The sequence below is a fragment of the Dyella psychrodurans genome (assembly GCF_003363265.1).
In the GTDB taxonomy this organism is placed as follows: domain Bacteria; phylum Pseudomonadota; class Gammaproteobacteria; order Xanthomonadales; family Rhodanobacteraceae; genus Dyella_B; species Dyella_B psychrodurans.
Genome location: NZ_QRBF01000001.1, coordinates 1,270,691 through 1,288,698, shown reverse-complemented (window position 1 = coordinate 1,288,698; position 18,008 = coordinate 1,270,691). Strand labels below are relative to the sequence as shown.

Here is an 18,008-nt window from a genome sequence, read left to right as displayed (position 1 = left end):
GCTTTGCAGGGTGAGGAGTAGAGATACGCGATTACTCGACGTCTTCGTCCATGGCTGTCGAAACCGTCTTCAATAGCTGGAAGATCTCGCGATACGCGCGTGGCGGTTTGTTGCCGTCGCGCTCCAGGCGTGCCTGCCGTATCAACGAGCGCACGTGTTGCCGGTCGATGTTCGGATATTGATCGATCAGTTCCTGCAGTGCGTCGTCATGCGCCATCAGGCGCTCGCGCAAGTCCTCGAGCCGGTGCATCGCCGCGGTTTCCTTGCGCTGCTGCTCGCGGTTTTCGCCCATGAGCGCGCGTACCGTTTCGAACACCTCGTCGTCGTGCTTGCGCATCACTTTCGCGAGAAAGCCGAGCTGGCGCTTGCGCGCAATATGCGAAGTGATGCGGCGCAGGCTGTCGATTTCGCGCAGCACGTCTTCGGGCAAGTTGGCCCTCGCCAGTTTGCTTGGCGGCAGTTCCGACAGTTGCGTGGCGAATGCCAGCACGGCCAGCGCGTCGCGACGTTGTTGCGTGCGGGTAGGGCCGTAGTCGTGGTCGGGGTTGTCGGTGTACGTGCGGTTCACAATGTTTTCCGATCAGGTGCATCGACCAGGGCAAAGCGCGGGATGGGCTCGCCATCCAGCTCGACCGTTTCCGCGAACATGGCTGCGGGACGCACCCACAGGCCGTAGTCGCCGTAAAGCGCCTGGTAGACGACCAGTTCTTCCATGGTTTCGCTATGCAGGGCCGTACCCAGCACGCGGTAACTCTGGCCCTTGTAGTGACGATAGATGCCGGTGGCTATGGACATGGCTGCTCCTGTGGCAACCTTTAGAGCTTCAACTTCAATATTGGCAATGGGTCTGGGCGGCCCCATGTCCAACTATTGTAACTGCCATTCCTCCAGGAAACCCAAGTGAGCGACGTTGCCATCAACCAGGACGCCAGCCGGCGTGAACTCGACCGTCTGGCGGAACTGGCCGAGGACGTGATCCGCCGCGCCCGTGCCGCCGGCGCCAGCCAGGCCGAGGTATCGGCCAGCATCGACACCGGCCTCAACGTAAACGTGCGGCTGGGCGAGGTGGAAACGGTCGAGCACACGCGCGACCGTGGTTTCGGGCTGACCGTGTACTTCGGCAAGCGCAAGGGCTCCGCGAGCACGGCCGATCTGAACGCCGATTCGATCCAGGCCACGCTGGACCAGGCCTGTGCCATCGCTCGCTATACGGAAGAAGACCCGGCTTCGGGGTTGGCCGATGCGTCGCGCATGGCGACCCAATTCCCGGAACTCGATCTGTGGCATCCCTGGGCCATCGACACGGCCGACGCGATTGCGTTGGGGCAGGAGATCGAAGCGGCCGGCCGCGCGCATGCGGGCATTACCAATTCCGAAGGCGCCGGCGTGCAGATGGGCGAGAGCGTGTCGGTGTACGCCAATTCGCATGGCTTCATCGGGCGCGAGCGCGGTACGCGGCATTCGTTGTCGCTGTCGTTGATCGCGGGCGACGATGCGGGCATGCAGCGCGATTACTGGTACGACAGTGCGCGCAGCGCAGGCGATTTCATGAGCGCGCGGGAACTTGGCGACAAAGCCGCCGAACGCACGCTGGCGCGCGTGGGTGCGCGCCGCCTGTCCACGCGACAGTGCGCAGTGCTGTTTTCGCCGGATGTCGCGCGCGGCCTGATCGGGCATCTGATCGGTGCGGTGAGCGGCGGATCGCTGTATCGCCGCGCCAGCTTCCTGCTCGATCACGCGGGCAAGCAAGTCATGCCGGCGTGGATGAATATCGTGGAGCGTCCGCATCTGCTGCGCGGGCAAGGCTCTGGCGCGTTCGATGCCGAGGGCGTTGCGACACGCGACAGCGCGCTGATCGAAAGCGGCGTGCTCGCGCGTTATGTCCTAGGCAGCTATTCCGCGCGCAAGCTCGGTCTGGAATCGACCGGCAATGCGGGCGGCATTCACAACCTCATCGTCGAACCAGGCCATGCGGACGGCGGTGCGGCGGACGATTTCAACGGCATGCTCAAGCGCCTGGGCACGGGCCTTCTCGTTACCGAAGTGATGGGGCAGGGCGTCAACACCATCACCGGCGACTACTCGCGCGGTGCCGCGGGTTTCTGGGTCGAGAACGGCGAGATCGCTTATCCCGTCGAAGAAATCACCATCGCCGCCAATCTGCGCGACATGTACACGGGCATCGTGGCCGTGGGCGCCGATGTGGATCGGCGATCGCATCTGCTCACGGGTTCCATCCTGCTCGATCGCATGACGATTGCCGGGGAATAAGCCCGGCAAGATCCTGCGAGCCCTGCTAGGATGGCCTCACCGGTAGGGGGCCGGCGTCTGCACGACTTGCAAGGAGATACGCATGAGCGTTCCGCCTGAGTCCGTCGTCCCGCCGCCAAGCGAACCATCATCGCCTAGCGACATTCCCGCCCAGGAACGCACCTGGGCCATGGCCGCTCACCTTTCGGCACTGCTCGGAGCCGTTGTCACTTCCATGCACGGCGGCGGCTTTGCGTGCTTCCTCGGCCCGTTGATCATCTGGCTGATCAAGAAAGACAGCATGCCCTTCGTCGCCGATCAGGGAAAGGAAGCGCTGAATTTCAACATCAGTGTGGCGATCATCACGCTCGCGCTGGTGGTGCTGTCCGCCATTACGTTCGGTATCGGCCTGATCATTGCCATTCCGATGTGGGTGGTCATCGGTATCGGATGGTTCGTGCTCACCATCATTGCCGCGGTCAAGGCCAATGAAGGCGTGCGTTATCGGTATCCGTTCACGCTGAGGTTGATCAAGTAGCCTGCGCGTTCTCGTCAGGCACGTCGCAGGTACAACCATGTAAGGAGGGAGCTTTATGAGCACGCCGTCCGATCAGGTCTCGCCGCCGGCCGAGCCGATCGCATCCAGCAACGATCGCAATCTGGCCATGCTTACCCATCTTTCGGGATTTGTTTTTTATTTCATCGTGCCGTTGATCGTGTGGTTGATTCACAAGGATCGCCCGGACAAGGCCTATCTCACGAGTGAAGCCAAGGAAGCCCTCAATTTCCAGATCACGATAACGATTGCAGGGATAGCTTGCACGATTTTGCAGGTCATCCTGATCGGCTTTTTGCTGATGGGCGTTCTGTGGTTTGTGAACCTGATTTTTTGCATCGTGGCGGCCGTGAAGGTCAGTTCCGACGGCCACTATCGCTATCCGTTTGCGTTGCGGCTGATCAACTGAATCACCGCTGTTTTGCCCACTGCCAACGAAGAAGCCCGCGGCAACGCGGGCTTCTTCTTATGTACGTCGGATGGATTCAACGAATGCGGTGAGCGGCGTAGTGCGCCAATTCACCCAGCCATTCGCCGCGCTCGCCCAGCGGTGCGATCGCATCGAGCGCCGCATCGGTCAGCTCGTCCAGCCGCGCACGCGATGGATCAAGGCCGATGATGGAGGGGAAGGTGGGTTTGCCCGCGGCCGCATCCTTGCCGGCGGTTTTGCCTATGACGGTGGTCGAGCCTTCGACGTCGAGAATGTCGTCGCGCACCTGGAAAGCCAGGCCCACTGCAGCGGCGTAACGATCCAGGGCATCAAGCGTGGGGGCGTCTGCATGGATCGTGAGCGCACCCAGTCGCACGGATGCGCGGATCAGCGCGCCGGTTTTGCAGGCGTGCATGTGTTCCAGTTCGTGCAGCGTCAGCAGGCAGCCGGTCGCCGACAGGTCCAGGGCCTGGCCGCCGGCCATGCCTTCGGCACCGCAGGCGTGGCCGAGCGTGCTGAGCATTGCCATGCCGCGCTCCCGATTGCCGCGCGCGAGGATCTCGAAGGCCAGCGCCTGCAGGGCATCGCCCGCAAGAATCGCCATCGCCTCGCCGAACACGATGTGACAGGTGGGGCGACCTCGGCGCATGGCGTCGTCGTCCATCGCCGGAAGATCGTCGTGTACCAGCGAATAAGCGTGGATCAACTCGACTGCGCAGGCCGGCGCGTCGAGTTCGGGGCCGTCGTAGCCGAGCGCATGGCCGGTGGCGTAGGTGAGCAGCGGGCGCAGCCGCTTTCCACCGCCGAGTGCGGCGTAGCGCATGGCGCGATGCAATTCGACGGGGGACATATCGTCGGGCGGCAGGATGCTGTCCAACGCATGCTCGGCGCGGGCCATCAGCGCCCGCAAGGCCGGACTTAGTTCATGCTTCGGGTTCAAACGGTTGGGCGGTATCGGGGGCGTCGGGATCGAGCAGGAGGCGCACGCGCAGTTCGGCCTGATCCAGCGCCTGCTGGCAGTGGCGGTAGAGGCCGATGCCGCGTTCGAAGGCGCTCAACGACTCTTCCAGGCTCATGTCGCCGCCTTCCATGCGAGCTACCAGTTGTTCGAGTTCATCGAGCGAGTGCTCGAAGTCGGCGACCGGTGGGGTTTCAGCGGGTGCGGGAGTGGGCTTGGCCATGGCCGGCAACGCTAGCGCAGCGCAAGGGTGGAATCAATTGCCGCGAAGGCCACAGGCTACGCGCGAAAGGCTGCACGGACGGGTTGGCGCTGGCATGACGAATGGGAGGCTTGAAAACGATATATCGAAATCCTATGTTGCCATTATCCCCAATATTGCGCGGCGCCTGCAGAGGGTCGCCTAGGAGTTGTCGTGACCGGGAGTTCGTCGTTGCAGGCCGCCGAAACGGGCGGCACGGGTTTTTCCGGCTACCAGAAATTCGTGGTGGCCGTGCTGGCTTTCCTGCAGTTCACCATCGTGCTGGATTTCATGTTGCTGGCGCCACTCGGTGCGTTGGTGGTGCCGGCCTTGCACATCACACCCGGGCAATTCGGCGATGTGGTGTCGGCTTATGCGTTTGCGGCTGGCGTCTCTGGCCTTCTCGCGGCCGGCTTTGCCGATCGCTTCGACCGGAAAAAATTGCTGCTGGTTTTCTACGGCGGCTTCATGCTCGGCACGTTGCTTTGCGGGCTCGCGCATAACTACATGAGCTTGCTCATCGCGCGCTCGGTGACCGGCTTGTTTGCCGGCGTGGTAGGCGCGGCATCCATGGCCATCGTCACCGACTTGTTTCCGTTGTCGATGCGCGGGCGCGTGATGGGTTTCATCCAGACGGCATTCGCCGCCAGTTCCGTGCTGGGCTTGCCGATGAGTTTGTTTCTCTCCAGTCACTGGGGCTGGAATGCACCGTTCTTCTTGATCGTGACGGTGTGTACCGTGGTGGGCGGAGCGATCATAGGACGGCTGCGCCCCGTGAACGCGCATCTGGCGTTGCGCCAGGATAAGAACCCGCTGCACCATTTGCTGCACACCTTGTCCTCGCGCAGTTACCTGATCGGTTTCGTCGCCACCGCCTTGCTATCCATCGGCGGCTTTCTGCTGATGCCTTATTCCACGTTGTTCCTGGTGCATAACGTGGGTATTTCGGTGGATCAATTGACGCTGGTGTATTTGGTGACCGGTTTGATCTCGGCGGTGACAGGGCCGCTGATCGGTCGTGCGAGCGACAAGTTCGGCAAGTACCGCGTGTTTGCCTTCGGCTGCGTAGTGACGATTGTGATGGTGGTGATCTATACCCGCCTGTCTAATCTGGCCTTGTGGCCGTTGATTGGTGTCAGTGCGCTGCTCCAGCTTGGCATTTTCTCGCGCATCATTTCGTCGTCGGCATTGATGTCGGCGCTCCCTAAACCGTCCGATCGCGGCGCGTACATGTCGATCAGTTCGTCCTTGCAGCAGGTATCCGGCGGTCTTGCCGCTGTGCTGGGTGGGTTGGTGGTCGTGCAGATCGGCGATGGCCGGCTTCTGCACTTCGATGTGCTGGGTGACGTGTTGGTGTGTACTACGCTGATATCGTTGACGCTGATGTATTTCGTCAATCGCAGGGTGGCGGGTGCCGCAGCCATGTCGGCGCCGCAAGGATTGGAAAGCAAGGTTGGGCAGAAACCTTGATGCCTAGGGATGCTCTGATTAATTCTTCGTAGGCGGCATGATGTCCAGAAGGCTCGCAGGCTGTGGTGCGTGGCGCCGGGAAGACTGGCCGTCTTGCCAAGCCGCGCGGCGCAGCCTGCGGGCCTTCTGGACATCACCCCATCACTTAAATTCAGCACGTTGGGGCCAGTCCTGTCTGTCCGCATGCCTTCGGCCCGCCGTCTCGACAGACAGCCAGTCTGCCTTCGCCGACGGTCCTGCGGCCTGCGAACAGACAGGACTGGTGACGCCTGCGAAGAATTAATCAGAGCATCCCGACTGCGTAGGTTGGGTTAGCCCGGATTGCATTCCGGGCGACCCAACTTATGTCGCGGGTTGCCAGCGTGGGCGTGCGCCGAGTTGTTGGAATAGCGCTTCGGCGCGCGCGCTCAACCAACGATCTGCCACGGCAATCAGCTCGTCGCCTTCGTAGAGCAACGGTAAGCCGTCGCGCTGCCACGGGGGAATCGCTGCCGTCTGATACAGCGAGCGAAGATCACGAGTGTGGCGATCGCCGGCCGGCTTGATTTGTTCTCCGCCACTGCGCCAGCGCACGCTCAGTGTGACGGGAAGTTGCGTGGCTGGCTCCATCCTCAACACGCCGCCATCGGGTAGCGTCAGCGGTTCGCCTTGCCAGCGCAACTCGGCAGGCCAGTCGGTACGCTTGCGTGGCGCCATGGCCCATAACCGGTTTTTCCACACATGCACTTCGGTTCCGGGCCATTGGATGCACGGCATCTGACCATGCTGCGCGGTGCATTGGCGTTCGATCTGTTTGCGTTGCGCCGTGGTCGGCGCAGACAAACCTTGAGCGTGCAGCCAATGTGCCAGCAACGGATCGCGCAAGGCGGGCGCAAGTGCAAGCCAGCCCTTCGCGTCCAGGCTGTTGTTTTCTTCGTCGCGCAAGCTTTCGTACGCGGCACGCCAATCGTGCTGCAGGGTGTCGGCTGCCTCGCGGCACAGCCTGGCGCTGTGCGTAATGGAGATGGCTGCGTGCGGCCAATGCGTTTGTAAAAGCGGCATGATGCCGTGGCGCAGATGATTGCGCGCAAGTTGCCGATCGTCGTTCGATGGGTCGTGAATGCATGCCAGGTCGTGCGCCGTCACATAATCGCGCAATACCTGCCGAGGTGTATCGAGCAAGGGCCGCCAGATCGTGCCGCATCCAAGCGGTCGCTCCTCGCGCATGCCGCCAAGTCCTTCCGGTCCCGCGCCGCGCAGCAATTTCAACAGCACGGTTTCCGTCTGGTCGTCCTGATGATGACCGAAGACGAGTCGTTCGTTCGCATGCAGGTGTTCGGCGAAGATCGTGTAGCGTGCGTGCCGCGCGGCGGCCTCCAGGCCGATGCCGGCGGAGCGATCCACGCTGGCGACATGCACGTCGCACACCAGCCCGAGCGCGGCGCAGAAGGCGCGGCAATGCGCGGCCCAACGCGCGCTTTCTGCATGCAGGCCATGATCCACGTGCATGGCGCGCAAGCCGCGCGCGCGCGCTTCGCGCATGTGTGCCAAGGCATGCAGCAAGGCGGTGGAATCCGGACCGCCGCTGTAAGCGACGCACAGCGATCCCTGCGGGTGCGCGTTCAACGCTTGCCGCAGGATGTCTTGCAGAGCTGCTTCGTCAGCCACGCGCCGCCGGGCTCTTCTTGTTGCGCACGTAGATCGCTTTCGGGCGGCCGTCACCGGGGCTGCGCCGATCCAGCTCAAACAACTTGATGGCCTCGATCAGTTCGCTGAGCCTGCCGTAGCCGTAGCTGCGCGAGTCAAAATTCGGGCGTTGCTTGGTGATGATCGATCCCACGCCGCCGAGGCCTGCCCAGCCTTCGTCGTCCGATGCGGCGTCGATGGCGTTGCGCAGCAGGTTGATCAGACCGCTGTCCTGTTTCAGTTGTGCGGCGGTACGCGGCTTGAGCGGTTGTTCCTCGTCGGGCTTGGCAACGAGAATTTCGGTGTAGATGAACTTGTCGCAGGCGGCGACGAAAGGTTCCGGTGTCTTGCGCTCGCCGAATCCGTAGACGATCAGGCCCGATTCGCGGATGCGCGCGGCGAGACGGGTGAAATCGCTGTCGCTGGAGACGATGCAGAAGCCGTCGAAGCGGCCGGAGTAAAGCAGATCCATCGCATCGATGATCATGGCCGAGTCGGTGGCGTTCTTGCCGCTCGTGTAGCTGAATTGCTGGATCGGCTGGATCGACTGCGTGAGCAGTTGTTCCTTCCAGCTTTTCAGATGATTGCCGGTCCAGTCGCCGTAGGCGCGCTTCACGTGCGCCGTGCCGTATTTGGCCACTTCGGCCAGCAATCCATCGGCGATGGAAGGCTGGGCATTGTCGGCGTCGATCAGTACGGCAAGTTTGGTGGTTTGATCGTTGGCCATGGGCATGCGTCCCGAGGAATGCCGGGATGGTAGCGCGCGGGCGTGATGAGCGATGTATATCTTCCCTCGTAGTAGGGAAGATCGTTCGACTTATTCCTGATACGCCCCGTAGCTGCGCAAGCGGTGATAGCGCTGTTCGAGCAGTTGGGGTACGGGAATGGCTTCGAGCTTGTCCAACTCGTTGAGCAGCACGGCTTTCAGGCGTATGGCCATGGACTGCGGGTTGCGGTGCGCGCCACCCAGGGGCTCGCGCACGACCTTGTCGATCAGGCCTAACTCGAGCAGGCGCGGAGCGACCAGGCCCAGCGCTTCCGCCGCATCCCTGGCCTTGTCCGCGCTCTTCCAAAGAATCGAGGCGCAGCCTTCCGGCGAGATCACGGAGTAGGTGGAATACTGCAGCATGATCGTGCGATCGCCCACGCCGATGGCCAGCGCACCGCCCGAACCGCCTTCACCGATGACCGTGCAGATGATCGGCACTTTCAGCTCGGCCATTTCCAGCAGGTTGCGTGCGATGGCTTCGCTCTGGCCGCGTTCCTCGGCACCGACGCCCGGATACGCGCCGGGCGTGTCGATCAGCGTGAACAGTGGCAGTTTGAAACGCTCCGCCAGCTTCATCAGGCGCAGCGCCTTGCGATAGCCCTCCGGCCTTGGCATGCCGAAGTTGCGGCGTACCTTGCCCTTGGTATCGCGTGCTTTCTGATGGCCGATGATGACAACCGGACGCCCGTTGATGCGGCCCAGGCCGCCCACGATGGCGGCGTCGTCGGCATAGGCGCGGTCGCCGGCCAGTTCGTGGAATTCCTCGCATATCACGCCGATGTAGTCGAGCGTGTACGGCCGCGCCGGATGGCGCGACAACTGGGTGACCTGCCAAGGCGTCAGCGTGCGGAAGATGTCCGCCGTCTTGATCTTGAGCTTTTCGCGAAGACGGCCGACCTCTTCGTCGATATTGAAAGCCTGGCCACTGCTGGCATGCCGGAGCTCCTCGATCTTGGCCTCCAGCTCGGCAATCGGTTGTTCAAAATCGAGGAAATTGTGATTCATTCGGGCACTAGGTGGCACAGAAGCGGGGCAGTATACCCGGGGTGCGTGACGTCGCGAGAACGGGGGCGTATGGCGGTCCTTGCCTCTCCCTCTGCTTGCAGGGGCAGGTCTGGAGACGGTATTTCAATCTTGCGGCAACGTTGGGGGCTTGCCCCCTCCCCAACCCGCTCCGGCCGAACGCAGGGACGGGAGTTAAGGCGGGCTAGCTGTCTCCTTTGACGATCCTGACTCCGGCTCCCGCAACGCCCGGCACGCCGCGTACGGCGCGCAGCAGTTCGGGAATCGCGTGTACTTTCCAGTCCTGGCCGAATTCGAAGTCCGCCTGCGCGATCGCGTTGTGATAGCCGCTGAGCACCACGCTGGCGTTGCCGCCCCGGTGCCCGGCGAGGGCCTGGCGGAACTGGGCAATGAAATCGGGGCCGATACCGTTGACCTTCACGCGCAGCAGCCGCGCGAAGCGGCGGCAGGCGTCGGCAAGCGTATAGGCGCTGCGTGCGCGCAGCTGGAAACCGCCTCCGGAGAACTCGTCGATGCGCAGTCCGCCTTCGACGACCAACAGCTCATCGCGCGTCAGCAGTGGTGCGACCTGCTGGTAGATCTCGCCGAAGAAGCTCACTTCGACGCTGCCGGTGCCGTCTTCCAGGCGCACGAAGGCGTCGCTGTCGCCGCGCTTGCGCACGGCCACCACCATGCCTGCCACCGTCCACGGCGTATCGGGGCCGCGGCGGAAGCGGTTGCCGTCGTCGCCGTCGTTACGGCGCGGCTTGGGCGGCTGGTAGCGGTCGGCGATCTCGCCGAGCGGGCAGGTGGCCAGCTGTGCCAGTTCCTCGCGCCACGGATCGGTCGGGTGGCCGGAGAGGTAGTGGCCAAGCGTGTCGCGTTCGCCCTGGAGCTTCTGCTCCAGCGGCCATTCGGGCGCGGTCGGCAGGTCCACCTGCACGACTGGCGCGGTCAAACCCATGGCGGCGCCGAACATGTCGTTCTGGCCGGACTGGCGGTCGCGCAGGTGTTGCTCGGCCGCCTTGATGGCGTCGGGCAACTGCAGCATCAGGCTGGCGCGGGTGGGCGCCAGCGCATCCAGCGCGCCGGAGAGAATCAGCGCTTCCAGCACGCGCCGGTTTAGCTTGGCGGGATCGACGCGCCGGCAGAAGTCGGCGAGATCCTTGTAAGCGCCGCCCTGGTGCCGTTCCTGGGCGATGGATTCGCAGGCGCCCTGGCCGACACCCTTGATCGCCCCGAGTCCGTAGCGGATGACCCTGGGTTCGACCGCCACGAACATGAACACCGATGCGTTCACATCCGGCGGAAGAATCGTGAGGCCAATGGCACGCGATTCGTCGAGGAAGGTCACCACCTTGTCGGTGTTGTCCATGTCCGACGAGATCGTGGCGGCCATGAATTCGGCGGGATAGTGCGCCTTGAGCCACGCGGTCTGATACGACACCAACGCGTACGCGGCTGCGTGCGACTTGTTGAAGCCGTAGCCTGCAAACTTTTCCATCAGGTCGAAGATGGCGTCGGCCTTTTCGCCGCTTAATCCATCCTTGGCGGCGCCTTCGCGGAACTTGGCGCGTTCCTTCGCCATTTCCTCGACTTTCTTCTTGCCCATCGCGCGGCGCAGCAGGTCGGCGCCGCCGAGCGAATAGCCGCCCACGATCTGCGCCATCTGCATCACCTGCTCCTGATAGACCATGATGCCGTAGGTCTCTTTCAGGACAGGTTCGACGCGCGGATCGGGATATTCGACATCCTCGCGGCCGTGTTTGCGCGCGACGAAGCTGGGAATCAGATCCATCGGGCCGGGGCGATACAGCGCCACCAGCGCGATGATGTCTTCGAAGCGGTCCGGCTTGGCATCCTTGAGCATGCGTTGCATGCCGGAGGATTCGAGCTGGAACACGGCGACGGTTTGCGCTTTTTTCAGCAGTTCGTACGGCGCGGGATCGTCCAGCGGCAGCGTGGCGATATCGATGGGCGCTTCGCCGGTTTTCTCGCGGCGCGCGTTGATGGCTTTCACCGCCCAGTCGATGATGGTGAGCGTGCGCAGGCCGAGGAAGTCGAACTTCACCAGGCCGACGGCTTCCACGTCGTCCTTGTCGTACTGCGTGACGACACCGGCGCCGCCCGGTTCGCAGAACAGCGGCGCGAATTCGGTCAGCGGCTTGGGACCGATCACCACGCCACCGGCATGCTTGCCCGCGTTGCGGGTAAGGTTTTCCAGCTTCAGCGCAAGATCGATCAACGTGCGCGCTTCTTCGTCCTGCTCATACAGCTCGCAGAATTCCTTGACGACGCGATCGGGTTCTTTTTGCGCCTTTTCCGAGCGGCCCAGGACGCACGACAGCGTGAGATCGAGCGGCCGTGGCGGAATCAGTTTCGCGATGCGGTCGACGGCGTTGTAACCCATGCCGAGCACGCGGCCAGAGTCGCGCAGCACGGCCTTCGCCGCCATCGAGCCGTACGTGATGATCTGGCTGACGTGATCGCGACCGTACTTGCGCGCGACGTAGTCGATTACCTCGTCGCGGCGATCCATGCAGAAGTCGATGTCGAAGTCGGGCATCGACACGCGCTCGGGATTGAGGAAGCGCTCGAACAGCAGGTTGAACTGCAGCGGATCGAGATCGGTGATCTTCAACACCCACGCCACCAGCGAGCCCGCGCCCGAACCACGGCCCGGGCCTACCGGAATGCCATTCTGCTTACCCCAGTTGATGAAGTCCGCCACGATCAGGAAGTAGCCGGGAAAGCCCATCTCGATGATGACGTCCAGCTCGCGTTCCAGTCGCGCTTCGTAATCGGCGAGCGTGTAACCCTCGGCCAGCGGTGCGGTGGCAAGGCGTTCCTTCAGGCCTTCGCGCGCAATCTCGCGGATGTAACTGGCCAGGTCGTGGCCTTCGGGCACCGGGAAGTTGGGCAGGTAGTACGTGCCGAAGGTCAGCTCGAGGTTGCAGCGCTTGGCAAGTTCGATGGTGTTTTCGAGAGCCTCGGGGACGTCCGCGAACAACGCGGCCATGTCGTCCTGGCGCTTCACATACTGCTGCTCGCTGTAGTCGCGCGGACGCTTGGGATCGGCCAGCACGCGTCCCTGGTGGATGCACACGCGCGCTTCATGCGCTTCGAAATCTTCCGGCTTGATGAAACGCACGTCGTTGCTGGCGATCACCGGGAGGTCGAGTCCCGTGGCGAGCGTCAGCGCGGCGTTGTTCCACGCTTCCTCGCCTTCGCGGCCGCAGCGGGTCAGTTCCAGGTACAGGCGATCGGAGAACAGCCGTGCCAGCCCTTGCAGGCGCGGCATGGCGGTGTGGGTGTCTTGATGGACTGCGATGCGGCCGATTTCGCTCTCACGCCCGAGCAAAGCAATCAAACCCGACGTCGCATCGGCGGTGAGCCAGGTGGCGTCGACCAGGGCGCGACCACCTTGCTGACCTTCGCGCCACGCGCGCGACACCAGGCGGGAAAGGTTGAGATAGCCGTCGCGGTTCTGGCACAGCACGGTGAGACGCCACGGGCGAGGATCGTCCGGCGCGCTGATCCACAAGTCGCATCCGCCGATGGGCTTGATGCCGGCCGCGCTGCAGGCCTTGTAGAACTTCACCAGCGCGAACATGTTGCATTCGTCGGTGAGCGCCACCGCTGGCGCACCGTCGCGCACGCAGGCGTCGACCAGCGCCTTGATGCGGATGGTCGAGTCGACCAGCGAATACTCGCTGTGCAGATGCAGATGAGCGAAACGGAGGGACATGGCTCGCACGCGAAGCAATGCCCCAGCCTAACGGTGTGGTCGGTAGCGGGCAAGAATTGACAAGCCCGCGCTTGAGGGAGCCGGTTTATCCCCGGTCCGGCGACGGGCCGCGAACGGCACTAACGGCGGTGGATAGCGCCTTTCGCGCACCCGGCCATTGGAGATCTGCCGGTTCAGCTCATTGGACGAGTCGTGCAGTGACGTGGTCAGTGCACGCGGAACCGCTCATCACCTATCGGTTGGAAGTAGTGCGAAAGTCCCTCCACCTTCAGTGGTTCATGGTTGTAGTCGAGATGGTACGGGTTGACGTTGCCAGCAGGGACCGGTGGTGCTTCGAGCGTTTCGACGTTTGTGTCGGCGTTCTTGGGCGAAGGCTTCGGCGACGTTGGGCGGCGGCGGAAAGGAAGCATCATGACACTCTCCTTAGAGTCCGCTGTGCATGAGACGCGGTGGACGTTCCACGCGCTGGGCGGGCATAGGACGATTATTGTTGGCGTCCTTGCGGAAGTAGCGTTGCGTCAGTGCATGCGATCTGCCGCAGCGATGTTGCAACTCCATTCCTATACCTGCTCGGATGCACGCGCAATAGGAAAGGTTGCATAGATAGATGAACGGGGCCGCGCGAAAAACGAACGCGTTTTGCGGTCAGAAAAGTTTCGCCTGATCCAGCAAACGCTTGACGGGCGCGAAACTGCGACGGTGCTGGTGACAGGGTCCCAGCCGTTCCAACGCGGCAAGATGCGCGGGCGTGGGATAACCTTTGTGCACGGCGAATCCGTAACCGGGATGCTGCGTTTCCATCGCGACCATCAATCGATCGCGACTGACCTTGGCAAGGATCGACGCTGCGCTGATGGCCGGTTCCAGCGCATCGCCGCCGACGATGGCGCGACCGGGACAGGGAAGATCCTTGGGCAGGCGGTTGCCGTCGATCCATGCCTCGGTGGCGGTCAGTGACAATCCCTTCACGGCGCGGCTCATGCCGGTCATGGTGGCCTGGAAGATGTTCAGGCGATCGATGTCTTCCGGTTCGATCACCACGATGCAATGCGCTCTGGCGCGCTCCAGGATCAGCGGAAAAAGCGACTCGCGCTTCGCCTCGCTGAGTTTCTTGGAATCATTCAGGCCATCAATCGGGCGTTGCGGATCGAGTATCACCGCCGCAACGACGACGGGGCCGGCCAGCGGGCCTCGTCCTGCCTCGTCGACGCCCGCAATCAACGGCCCTGTTTGTTCGTTCATGTCGTTCGGACGATGGTGCTGCGATGAAGGAGCTGGGCTGGCGTTCGGCTTCATGTAACGCCTGCCTTATCGGGCCGTTGCCGCAGATGCATTCAACAACTCGACAATGGCTGCCGCGGCATGATCGCCGGCGCGGCCATGGAGTTCGCCGCGCAGAATTTCGTGCAGCTGCTCGAATGCGTTGACGATCGCACCACGCCGATCGCTGTCGCGGAACAGGGCCAGCGTGGCGTCCGCGAGTTTTGCAGCGGTGCAATTTTCTTGCATCAGTTCGGGAACCAGCATCGCCTTGGGGCCCATGCCGCAGGCGCGAGCCAGGATGTTGGGCAATGCATAGACGTCTGTCTTGAGCATGTTGAGCATGCGCGCGATGCGATAGCTCACCGGCGACACGCGATAACCGACAACCATGGGACGCTTTGCAAGCATGGCTTCCAACGTGGCGGTCCCCGACGCGAGCAGCACGACATCGGCAGCGAGCATGGCTTCATGCGCGTGGCCATCGAGCAGGATCGGCATCATTTCGTCGTGCGGGCCGCGTGCGAGCATGGTCTTGAGCGTCGCGAGCGAACGCGCATTGGCCGCGGGAATGACGATGCGCAAACCAGGCAGCGCGGCGGCGACGCGCCTGGCTGCATCGAGGAAGGGTGCACCCAATCGTTCCAGCTCCGAATGCCGGCTGCCCGGCAGCACCGCGAGGACGGGCACATCCAGCGGCAGCTGCAAAGCGCGCCTTGCGGGAATGCGATCGGAGACAAGCGGAAAGCGATCCGCCAGCGGGTGACCGACAAAGCGTGCATCGATGCCATGTTTGGCATAGATCGGCGGCTCCATCGGAAACAGGCACAACACACGATTGGCGCTCTGCCCGATTTTTTCCGCGCGATTTTCACGCCACGCCCAGATCGATGGACTGACGTAATGCACGGTGCGAATGCCCGCTGCCTTGAGACGGCGCTCGACGCCGAGATTGAAGTCGGGCGCATCGATGCCGACAACGACCACCGGCTTTGCGGCGATAAGGCGCGCTACCAGCGCTTTGCGCAATGTGAGCAGGCGCGGCAGATGGCTGACGACTTCGGCGAAACCGAACAGCGAGAGTTCGTGGATGTCGTACCACGAATCGAAGCCTTGCTCCTGCATGCGCTTGCCGCCGATGCCTGCAAAGCGTGCATGTGGATAGTGCCGGCGCAGGGCGGCGATCAGATCGCCGCCCAGTTGGTCGCCGGAATCCTCGCCGGCCAGCAACACGATCAACGGCTGGCCATCGGGAGTGTCACTTTCGACGACATCAGGGGCCTGCATATCGAAACCTCCCACGTCGTGTGGAGCGCATGGTCGCGCTGGTCGGCGCGGCCACGTTGTCAACGTGCCAGGCCACGCTCGCTTCGATCGATGAATTCGAGCATGGCGCGTACGTCCTCGCTTTCTTTCGCTTGCTCGACCAACTGCTCGCGTGCCTCGGTCAGCGACAGGCCCGAGGTGTAAAGCGTGCGGTAGGCGCGCTTGATGGCGGTGATGCGATCGGATTCAAATCCGCGACGTTTGAGGCCTGTGGTGTTCAAGCCGCGTGGGCGTCCGCCCTGGTCGTTGGCCATCATCAGGAACGGCGGCACGTCGGCGCCAAGCAGGCAGCCCATGGCGATGAAGGCATGCTCGCCGATCTTGCAGAACTGGTGCGCGCCGGAATAGCCGGAGAACACCGTCCAATCGCCCACTTCCACGTGACCGGCCAGCGCCGAATAGTTGGAGAAGATGGTGTGATTGCCGATCTGGCAGTCGTGCGCGACATGCACATAGGCCAGCAGCCAGTTGTCGTTGCCGATGCGCGTGACGCCGCCACCGTCTCCCGTGCCGCGATTGATGGTGACGAATTCGCGGATGAGGTTGCGATCGCCGATCACCAGCTCGGTGCGCTCGCCGTTGAATTTCATGTCCTGCGGATCGCCGCCGAGCGACGCGAACTGGGCGATGCGGTTGTCCTTTCCAATGCGCGTGGGGCCCTCGATCACCACATGAGGACCAATGGTCGTGCCATCGCCGATATGCACCTCGGCACCGACCACCGTGTAAGCACCGATGCGAACGTTCGAACCAATGACAGCGGTAGGATCGATCTGCGCGGTCGGATGGATCATTTTTCCGCCCTCGCTGCGCACATCAGCTCGCAGCTCGCCACTTCCTTGCCATCGACCAGGGTGCGGGCTTCGAACAGACCCATGCTGCGCAGGAGGCGCTTGAGTTTGACTTCCATGCGCAGCTGATCGCCCGGCACCACCGGCGCGCTGAAGCGCGCGTTGTCCACTTTCGCCAGATAGAAGAGTGCGCTTGCGGCATTGCCCTTGATGCGTTCGCTGATTTGCGTCAGCAAGCCGGCGGATTGGGCCATGGCTTCCACGATCAGCACGCCCGGCATGACGGGATGGCCGGGGAAATGCCCGTTGAAAAACGGTTCGTTGATGGTGACGTTCTTGAGCGTCACCACGCTCTGATCCGGCACGATCTCGATCACGCGATCGACCAGCAGAAAGGGGTAGCGGTGCGGCAGCAGTTGTTGAATCTGCTCCACGTTCACCGGCAGCGTGATCGAAGCGGTGTTGTCAGTCATCGTTTTTATCCTTTTCCAGCGCCGACAGTCGGCGCGCGTACTCATCCAGGTGCTTGAAGCGCGCTGCATTGCGGCGCCACTGACGGTTTTCCTGTAGCGGCACGCCGGAGGAATACTCGCCGGCCTCCCGAATGGAATGTGTCACCAGGCTCTTGGCCGTAATGGTAACCCGGTCGGCCACTTCCAGATGCCCCAGCACGCCGGCGTTGCCGCCGATCATGCAGTAGCGGCCGATTTTTGCACTGCCGGCGACGGCCGCGCAGCCCGCCATGGCGGTGTGCGCGCCGACGTGGACGTTATGGGCGATCTGGATCTGGTTGTCCAGGCGCACGTCTTCTTCCAGCACGGTGTCGTCCAGCGCGCCCCGGTCGATGGTGGTATTGGCGCCGATTTCACAATCGTCGCCGATGCGCACTCCGCCCAGCTGCGGCAGCTTGACCCAGTGATCGCGGTCGAAGGCCAGACCGAATCCATCAGAGCCGATGACCGCACCGGGATGCGCCAGTACGCGTTTTCCGAGCGTGACGCGAGTGACCAGCGTGACGCGGGCCACGAGTCGCGACTGCGCTCCAACCGTGCATTCGGGGCCGATGATGCAATGCGGCCCCAGCACGGCACCGTCTTCAATGACGGCGCCGTCTTCAACAACGCAGCAAGGGCCGATGCTTGCGGTGGCGCTTACGCGCGCACCCGCCGCGATGACGGCGGAGGGATGCACACCCGGCGCGGCGGCCGGCAAACGTTCGAACAATGCCGCGATTTGCGCGTACGCCACATAAGGATCGCGGGCGATCAGCGCCGAGGTAGGGCAGTTGGGCAATGCGTCTTTGCCGAGCACGACGACGCCTGCGCGTGTCGCCGACAGCTGCGCGGCATATTTGCTGTTGGCGAGAAAGCTCAGCTGGCTCGGGCCCGCGCCCGACAACGTACCGACGCCGTCGATGATGCGATCGCCATCGCCCTGGAACTCAAGGGCGAACCGCTTGGCAAGTTCGGCGATGCTGTATTGGACGGTGCTCATGCAAGCCTCCCCGGCATGTGGCGCATTGTAGGGGGTCAACACCCTGAG

The 18,008-nt window shown here is 62.9% G+C and carries 18 protein-coding genes; 4 read left to right on the top strand and 14 right to left on the bottom strand.

Annotation, left to right across the window (positions count from 1 at the left end):
• Positions 1–31 precede the first annotated feature (31 nt).
• A complete protein-coding gene (gene yjgA, locus DWU99_RS06175; protein ID WP_115477080.1) occupies positions 32–568 on the bottom strand; it encodes a ribosome biogenesis factor YjgA in 537 nt (178 codons plus the stop codon).
• Entirely contained in the window at positions 565–795 is a 231-nt protein-coding gene (locus DWU99_RS06170; protein ID WP_115477079.1) for a DUF1653 domain-containing protein, read from the bottom strand. The genes yjgA and DWU99_RS06170 overlap by 4 nt, the downstream gene beginning before the upstream one ends.
• Before the next feature lie 105 nt (positions 796–900).
• On the opposite strand from DWU99_RS06170, the gene pmbA reads away from it, so the two are divergent.
• The 3 genes from pmbA (at position 901) to DWU99_RS06155 (ending at position 3,215) form a co-directional block, all read left to right on the top strand.
• A complete protein-coding gene (gene pmbA, locus DWU99_RS06165) occupies positions 901–2,271 on the top strand; it encodes a metalloprotease PmbA (protein ID WP_115477078.1) in 1,371 nt (456 codons plus the stop codon).
• 82 nt (positions 2,272–2,353) lie between these two features.
• Positions 2,354–2,788, top strand: coding sequence for a DUF4870 domain-containing protein (locus tag DWU99_RS06160; RefSeq protein WP_115477077.1), 435 nt, complete (start codon positions 2,354–2,356; stop codon positions 2,786–2,788).
• A gap of 55 nt (positions 2,789–2,843) precedes the next feature.
• Positions 2,844–3,215: a DUF4870 domain-containing protein gene (locus DWU99_RS06155; protein ID WP_115477076.1), complete on the top strand. Its 372-nt coding sequence runs from the start codon at positions 2,844–2,846 to the stop codon at positions 3,213–3,215.
• Positions 3,216–3,291: 76 nt separating this feature from the next.
• Here DWU99_RS06155 and DWU99_RS06150 read toward each other — a convergent pair whose 3' ends face one another.
• Together DWU99_RS06150 and DWU99_RS06145 are read right to left on the bottom strand one after the other, a co-directional pair.
• The gene (locus tag DWU99_RS06150) at positions 3,292–4,134 is read right to left on the bottom strand and encodes a polyprenyl synthetase family protein (protein ID WP_199535704.1); all 843 of its coding nucleotides are present in this window, start codon (positions 4,132–4,134) and stop codon (positions 3,292–3,294) included.
• Positions 4,135–4,159: 25 nt separating this feature from the next.
• A complete protein-coding gene (locus DWU99_RS06145; RefSeq protein ID WP_115477074.1) occupies positions 4,160–4,417 on the bottom strand; it encodes an exodeoxyribonuclease VII small subunit in 258 nt (85 codons plus the stop codon).
• A 192-nt stretch (positions 4,418–4,609) separates the two neighbouring features.
• Here DWU99_RS06145 and DWU99_RS06140 point away from each other — a divergent pair, with 192 nt between their 5' ends.
• On the top strand, positions 4,610–5,905 hold the full coding sequence (locus tag DWU99_RS06140; RefSeq protein WP_199535703.1) for an MFS transporter: 1,296 nt from the start codon (positions 4,610–4,612) through the stop codon (positions 5,903–5,905).
• Positions 5,906–6,247: 342 nt separating this feature from the next.
• Here DWU99_RS06140 and tilS read toward each other — a convergent pair whose 3' ends face one another.
• From tilS to lpxD, 10 genes are all read right to left on the bottom strand, one after another.
• Positions 6,248–7,552 (bottom strand): tRNA lysidine(34) synthetase TilS, encoded by a 1,305-nt coding sequence (tilS, locus tag DWU99_RS06135; protein ID WP_233510891.1) that lies wholly within the window; start codon positions 7,550–7,552, stop codon positions 6,248–6,250.
• Positions 7,545–8,297: an NYN domain-containing protein gene (locus DWU99_RS06130; protein ID WP_115477073.1), complete on the bottom strand. Its 753-nt coding sequence runs from the start codon at positions 8,295–8,297 to the stop codon at positions 7,545–7,547. The genes tilS and DWU99_RS06130 overlap by 8 nt, the downstream gene beginning before the upstream one ends.
• Before the next feature lie 90 nt (positions 8,298–8,387).
• The gene (locus DWU99_RS06125; protein WP_115477072.1) at positions 8,388–9,344 is read right to left on the bottom strand and encodes an acetyl-CoA carboxylase carboxyltransferase subunit alpha; all 957 of its coding nucleotides are present in this window, start codon (positions 9,342–9,344) and stop codon (positions 8,388–8,390) included.
• 202 nt (positions 9,345–9,546) lie between these two features.
• The gene (dnaE, locus tag DWU99_RS06120; RefSeq protein WP_115477071.1) at positions 9,547–13,089 is read right to left on the bottom strand and encodes a DNA polymerase III subunit alpha; all 3,543 of its coding nucleotides are present in this window, start codon (positions 13,087–13,089) and stop codon (positions 9,547–9,549) included.
• A 206-nt stretch (positions 13,090–13,295) separates the two neighbouring features.
• On the bottom strand, positions 13,296–13,502 hold the full coding sequence (locus tag DWU99_RS06115; protein ID WP_115477070.1) for a hypothetical protein: 207 nt from the start codon (positions 13,500–13,502) through the stop codon (positions 13,296–13,298).
• 232 nt (positions 13,503–13,734) lie between these two features.
• Positions 13,735–14,331, bottom strand: a complete 597-nt coding sequence (gene rnhB / locus DWU99_RS06110; protein WP_199535721.1) for a ribonuclease HII — start codon at positions 14,329–14,331, stop codon at positions 13,735–13,737.
• Positions 14,332–14,397: 66 nt separating this feature from the next.
• Positions 14,398–15,636 carry a lipid-A-disaccharide synthase gene (lpxB, locus tag DWU99_RS06105; RefSeq protein WP_115477068.1) on the bottom strand — a complete coding sequence of 413 codons (1,239 nt, stop codon included), beginning with the start codon at positions 15,634–15,636 and terminating at the stop codon, positions 14,398–14,400.
• A gap of 59 nt (positions 15,637–15,695) precedes the next feature.
• Entirely contained in the window at positions 15,696–16,469 is a 774-nt protein-coding gene (lpxA, locus tag DWU99_RS06100) for an acyl-ACP--UDP-N-acetylglucosamine O-acyltransferase (protein ID WP_115477067.1), read from the bottom strand.
• Positions 16,466–16,939 carry a 3-hydroxyacyl-ACP dehydratase FabZ gene (gene fabZ / locus DWU99_RS06095; protein WP_115477066.1) on the bottom strand — a complete coding sequence of 158 codons (474 nt, stop codon included), beginning with the start codon at positions 16,937–16,939 and terminating at the stop codon, positions 16,466–16,468. The genes lpxA and fabZ overlap by 4 nt, the downstream gene beginning before the upstream one ends.
• Entirely contained in the window at positions 16,932–17,960 is a 1,029-nt protein-coding gene (gene lpxD, locus DWU99_RS06090; protein WP_115477065.1) for a UDP-3-O-(3-hydroxymyristoyl)glucosamine N-acyltransferase, read from the bottom strand. The genes fabZ and lpxD overlap by 8 nt, the downstream gene beginning before the upstream one ends.
• Between the last annotated feature and the right edge of the window lie 48 nt (positions 17,961–18,008).

Bases quoted from the DNA above. Each gene is read 5' to 3' on its own strand.
- DWU99_RS06170 (WP_115477079.1), bottom strand. From the start codon at position 795: ATGTCCATAGCCACCGGCATCTATCGTCACTACAAGGGCCAGAGTTAC.
- DWU99_RS06160 (WP_115477077.1), top strand. From the start codon at position 2,354: ATGAGCGTTCCGCCTGAGTCCGTCGTCCCGCCGCCAAGCGAACCATCA.
- DWU99_RS06155 (WP_115477076.1), top strand. From the start codon at position 2,844: ATGAGCACGCCGTCCGATCAGGTCTCGCCGCCGGCCGAGCCGATCGCA.
- DWU99_RS06150 (WP_199535704.1), bottom strand. From the start codon at position 4,134: ATGGCCCGCGCCGAGCATGCGTTGGACAGCATCCTGCCGCCCGACGAT.
- DWU99_RS06145 (WP_115477074.1), bottom strand. From the start codon at position 4,417: ATGGCCAAGCCCACTCCCGCACCCGCTGAAACCCCACCGGTCGCCGAC.
- DWU99_RS06130 (WP_115477073.1), bottom strand. From the start codon at position 8,297: ATGGCCAACGATCAAACCACCAAACTTGCCGTACTGATCGACGCCGAC.
- DWU99_RS06125 (WP_115477072.1), bottom strand. From the start codon at position 9,344: ATGAATCACAATTTCCTCGATTTTGAACAACCGATTGCCGAGCTGGAG.
- dnaE (WP_115477071.1), bottom strand. From the start codon at position 13,089: ATGTCCCTCCGTTTCGCTCATCTGCATCTGCACAGCGAGTATTCGCTG.
- DWU99_RS06115 (WP_115477070.1), bottom strand. From the start codon at position 13,502: ATGATGCTTCCTTTCCGCCGCCGCCCAACGTCGCCGAAGCCTTCGCCC.
- rnhB (WP_199535721.1), bottom strand. From the start codon at position 14,331: ATGAACGAACAAACAGGGCCGTTGATTGCGGGCGTCGACGAGGCAGGA.
- lpxB (WP_115477068.1), bottom strand. From the start codon at position 15,636: ATGCAGGCCCCTGATGTCGTCGAAAGTGACACTCCCGATGGCCAGCCG.
- lpxA (WP_115477067.1), bottom strand. From the start codon at position 16,469: ATGATCCATCCGACCGCGCAGATCGATCCTACCGCTGTCATTGGTTCG.
- fabZ (WP_115477066.1), bottom strand. From the start codon at position 16,939: ATGACTGACAACACCGCTTCGATCACGCTGCCGGTGAACGTGGAGCAG.
- lpxD (WP_115477065.1), bottom strand. From the start codon at position 17,960: ATGAGCACCGTCCAATACAGCATCGCCGAACTTGCCAAGCGGTTCGCC.